Origin of the sequence: Microbacterium sp. (assembly GCF_029263575.1) — a bacterium.
Lineage (GTDB): Bacteria > Actinomycetota > Actinomycetes > Actinomycetales > Microbacteriaceae > Microbacterium.
On sequence record NZ_JAJUFV010000195.1, the window covers coordinates 1 to 4,785 of the forward strand.

The 4,785-nt window shown below is 64.8% G+C and carries 5 protein-coding genes; 3 read left to right on the top strand and 2 right to left on the bottom strand.

Annotation, left to right across the window (positions count from 1 at the left end; translation table 11 throughout):
* Positions 1 to 43: 43 nt before the first annotated feature.
* Positions 44 to 1,264 (bottom strand): ABC transporter substrate-binding protein, encoded by a 1,221-nt coding sequence (locus Q1J95_RS14495; protein ID WP_300268824.1) that lies wholly within the window; start codon positions 1,262 to 1,264, stop codon positions 44 to 46.
* A 125-nt stretch (positions 1,265 to 1,389) separates the two neighbouring features.
* Between Q1J95_RS14495 and Q1J95_RS14500 the strand changes: the two genes are divergently transcribed.
* A complete protein-coding gene (locus Q1J95_RS14500; RefSeq protein WP_300268827.1) occupies positions 1,390 to 2,169 on the top strand; it encodes an SDR family oxidoreductase in 780 nt (259 codons plus the stop codon).
* A gap of 18 nt (positions 2,170 to 2,187) precedes the next feature.
* On the opposite strand, the gene Q1J95_RS14505 is transcribed toward Q1J95_RS14500, so the two are convergent.
* Entirely contained in the window at positions 2,188 to 2,763 is a 576-nt protein-coding gene (locus Q1J95_RS14505; RefSeq protein WP_300268830.1) for a PadR family transcriptional regulator, read from the bottom strand.
* 78 nt (positions 2,764 to 2,841) lie between these two features.
* Here Q1J95_RS14505 and Q1J95_RS14510 point away from each other — a divergent pair, with 78 nt between their 5' ends.
* Positions 2,842 to 3,774, top strand: coding sequence for an alpha/beta hydrolase (locus Q1J95_RS14510; protein WP_300268833.1), 933 nt, complete (start codon positions 2,842 to 2,844; stop codon positions 3,772 to 3,774).
* Positions 3,771 to 4,785 (top strand): NAD(P)/FAD-dependent oxidoreductase (locus Q1J95_RS14515; protein WP_300268835.1); only part of this gene is annotated, 1,015 nt, incomplete at its 3' end. The genes Q1J95_RS14510 and Q1J95_RS14515, both read left to right, overlap by 4 nt.

A 4,785-nucleotide genomic window follows, 5' to 3' on the forward strand; every position in this document is an offset into this window, starting at 1 on the left:
GATTCGAGGTCCGAGCCGCCGGTGGGTCGGTGGCTCCGGCCGCTTAGGGCTGGAACTGACCGTTGACGAGCTTGCCAGGTGCGATGAAGGCAAACTCTTCCGGGGCTACGTGCGGCCCATGCTCTTCGGCGGTGAAACCGTACTTGGTGAGGATGACGGTCTCGGCCGCGTCCTGCACTGCCGGGTCCTCCAGAGCTGCGACGAGGGCGTCAGGATCAGTCACGGTCTCCGCGGATTCTGCAGCGGCTTTGAAGAGGAACATCGAGTCGTAGTTGTACGCCAGAATCAACGACGACCGGATGTCGCCGGCCTCGACCATGCGCTCGACCGCCTCATTGACCCCGTCGGCCTCCGGGTCGTACTGGGTGCTGGCGAAGACCTGCATCGTCAGGTTCTTGACCTGATCGGTGCCGAGAACACCGGCGGGTGCTTCGGTTGCGATGAGACCGGTGGCCGAGACCGAGGTGTTGCCCATGACCGGGACGTCCCAACCCAGCTTCTCCAGGCTCTGCAGGACGTAGCCCAACGGAGCTCCGTATGCATCGAGGATGAGAACGTCCGGGTCTCCCGTCTTCAGCGCGGCCAACTGCGAGGTCATGTCCAGGGCCGCGTTATCGAAGCCCTCCATGCCGGTGACGTTGAGACCGGCCTCTTCGTACACGGTCTTCGATTGGCTGCCGAAGAGCTCGCCATACGCGGACGAGCCATGCAGGATCGCGATGTCTTCGTAGCCGCGGTCTTCCACCTCAGCGAGGAACGATCCGAGGTAGTCCGGCACCGTGGCGCTCAGGTCGAAGGTGTACGGGCTGACCGACGGGTCGCTCGATCCGGCGGTGGGGCCGATGTTGAAGTTGATGATCTGGTTCTGCGTCAGGATCGGAATCGTGGCTTCTGCCACGGTCGACGGCCCGGAGTTCATCACGAGGGCCGGCTTACCCTCTGTGGCGATGTACTCGCGCAGCTTAGTGACAGCCACCGTCGGGTCGGCGTTGTCTTCCAGGTGAGTGATCTCGACATCACGGCCGAGAATGCCGCCGCCGTCGTTGATCGCATCGACCGAGGCCAATGCAGCGGTCACTGCGGTGCTGGCGTTGTCGGCGAGGATGCCTTCCGCGCCCAGCCCGCCCAGAATGACCACCTGGATGGGTCCTTCATCGCCACCGCCGCCGGCGTCAGCGCCGCCGCCGTCACCTGCGCAGCCAGCAAGCACCATCGTCGATGCAACGATCCCTGCGGCAACTGCCGCAAACCTCTTGAACCGCATATCAGTTCCTCTCTCATCATTGAGTCCCAGCGACCAAACGCTTGCTCAGTAAAACACATTCAGAAGACGCAATCAACAGAAACCAAACATTTGCTTGGTATACCGAAAGGTGCTACATTCCGGGCATGATGGAGCACGATTCACCGAGCCGTATAACCGCCCTCGACCGTCCCGGCATCGCCGTGGTCACCGGAGGCGGAGGCGGCATCGGCGCAGCCATCGTTCGCCGACTCGTCGGCGACGGCATCCGCACGGTGCTCACCTATCGTTCCGCTGTTCCCGAAGACCTGGTCAACGAGCTCGGCGACGCCGTGGAAACGGCCCGTCTGGACGTGACCGACAGTGTCGCCGCGGACGAGCTCGCCACGACATTGGCGCAGCGACACGGCGGCGTGCACACCGTTGTTCACGCCGCAGGGCCCCACGTTCCGATGGTGCACCTGTCGAAGGTCAGCGTCGAGCAGTTCGCCCATCAGGTCGACCAAGACCTCGTCGGCTTCTTCACTGTGGCCCGCGCCTTCCTCCCTGCACTGCGCGACGCCGCCGGGTCGCTCACCGTGGTCACGAGTGCTGCCACCCGCCGCTACCCGGTGCGCGATGGCCTGTCCGCAGCGCCCAAGGGCGGTGTCGAAGCACTCGCACGCGGGCTGGCGGCCGAAGAAGGCCGCTTCGGCGTGCGGGTCAACTGCGTCGGCCCGGGCATGCTGTGGGATGGCATGTCTGCGCGGCTCATGGCGTCGGGGGACTTGGACGAACGAGCACTTGCGGTCGCCAAGAGCAATATTCCGCTGCGCACCTTCGGCACGGCCGACGACATCGCGGAAGCGGTCGCCTTCCTCGCCTCCCCAAAGGCCGGATTCATCACCGGGCAGAAACTCGATGTCGACGGCGGATTCAGCGTCTGAGCATCCGCGCCCCATGAATCACTGCTCCTGCTGCAAGCGATCGAGCAGCCAGTCGATTCGCGCGGCCTCATCCAGGTAGAAGCGCTCGGACCACTCAAGTGCAATTCCGGAGAAGCGCCAGGAGGCATCGCGTTCCGCGCCTCGTGCATGCGCCGCCGCCTTCGCCGCACGTTCGAGAGCGGCGTCCCGATACGTGCGCAACTCGCCGTGAAGTCGCTCCATGTCGCCGTTGTGCGCAGCCCACACCCGCAGAATGTGCGAGTTCTTCAGCACCATCGGATCGGGTTCGAGCTCATCCGCCCACCCACGGATCGCATCCTGCCCCTGGGAGGTGACGCGATAGACGCGACGAGACTTCGCGGCATGCGTCTGCTCGACTCGAGAGGTCGCCAACTCCAACCGCTCGAGCCGACGTAGCTCCGTGTAGATCTGGCTCTGCGATGGCGCCCAGTAGAAGAAGGCCAGGCTCTGATCGGCCCACCGTTTCACGTCATAACCCGACAGATCTGCCTCGAACGACAGAATCCCCAGCACCGCCCAGCTCGTAGCCGGAAGATCAGGCAGGCTCTTCTCGCCCATAACACCGTGACTCACTTGACCTCCCGAGGACGACGTGGAATATTCCTAATCGTACTATGACTGTTAGTCACATCAACGATCGAGGGAGATCATGTGAACGAGACACAGCAGATGCTCGATCTGCTCAGCACGAACTTTCCCGACATCACGAGCATGCCACCGACAGAGGGCAGGCGTGTCGTAGATGCCAGGGTGCGCCCCGCCGCGAACATCGACGATGTCGCGTCGACAGAGGATCTCACCGTCGACACCGACGGCCGCGCCGTGTCGGTGCGCGTCTACCACCCGCACGAATCCGTGGAAGCCGCCGCAACGACCGTGTTCGCCCACGGCGGCGGCTTCCTGCACGGATCGATCGCCAGTCACGACGGATTCTGTCGCCTGTGGTCTCAGCAGACCCGCTCGACTGTCATCTCGGTCGACTACGCGCTCTCCCCCGAGCACAGTGCACCGACGGCTCGAGACGACATGATCGCGGTCGTCGACTGGGCGCTCGGCGACGGGCGGACAGAGCACGGCGTCGTGCTCGCCGGTGACAGCTCCGGCGGAAACGTCGCAGCAGCTGCGACCCTCGCACTGCGAGATCGCGGCGCGAGCCCGGTGGTGGCGCAGGTGCTGATCTACCCGTTTCTCGATCCGAGCATGAGCTCGCACAGCCACCTCACGCGCGCCGAAGGCTATTTCGTGACAGGTGCGCTGCTCGCCCACTACTGGCGCGTACATCTCGGCGACGATTTCGCCGCACGCGCCTCCGACCCATCCGCCACCCCCTTCGCGGTCACAGACCTGTCGGCCATGCCACCCAGCATCGTCATCACAGCCGGCCTCGACCCCCTCAGCGATGAGGGGGCCGAGTACGCCCGTCGCCTCCGCGAAGCCGGCGCCTCCGTGCTGCACCGACATTTCCCGGACCAGTTCCACGGCTTCTTCACCATCGCCGGATACGGACCCGCACGAAGCGCCAGCGACATTCTCTGGAGCGATCTGCGCACGCTCATCCGCCCCCACAGCAAGGAAACCCGATGACCACCACGCACGATCTCATCATCGTCGGAGCCGGCTTCGCCGGCATGTACACCACCATCCACGCGGTCCGTCAGGGCATGGACGTCCTCGGCATCGAGGCGGGCTCTGACGTCGGCGGCACGTGGTACTGGAACCGTTACCCGGGCGCGCGATGCGATGTCGAGAGCATCGACTACTCGTACTCGTTCGACGACGAGCTGCAAGCGCAATGGCGCTGGAGCGAGCGCTATGCCACCCAGCCCGAGATCCTTCGCTATCTCAACCATGTCGCCGATCGCTTCGATGTGCGCCGCCACTACCGATTCGATGAGCGGTTGGCGGGCGCTACCTGGGACGAGCGCGAGCACCGGTGGGAAGTACGCACAGAGCAGGGCCTGACAGCTCGCGCGCGGTGGCTCATCATGGCCACCGGCAGTCTCTCGCGCCCTCAGCTGCCGACGATTCCCGGTCGCGACTCGTTCGCAGGCGAGGTGCTGCAGACCTCGGCGTGGCCGGATGGCCCTGTCGACTTCACCGGCAAGCGCGTCGCGGTCATCGGCACCGGCTCATCCGGCGTCCAGGCGATTCCGCACATCGCCGAGCAGGCGGCAGAGCTGACGGTGTACCAGCGCAGCGCCAACTACAGCATCCCGGCGCTGAACAGGCCACTCGATGACGAAGAGTGGGCGCGCGAGCAGGCAGGCCTCTCGCACCGCCGGGAGCTGTCGTGGAACGGCGCCGCCGGTTCCCCCTGGACCAGCCATCCTGTGCCGTACGCCGAGGTGCCTGAAGACGAGCGCGACGCCATCTTCGAAGAGAGCTGGAAACGCGGCGGGGTTCTCTTCGCCAAGGCATTCCAAGGGCTGACTGTCGATCCCGAGATCAACGACGCCGCGCGCGTGTTCTTCGAGCGCAAGCTCGCTGAACGCGTGAACGACCCCCAGGTTCTCGAAGACCTCACGCCGAACGACCACCCGCTGGGCACCAAGCGAATCTGCACCGACACGAACTACTACGAGACGTACAACCTGC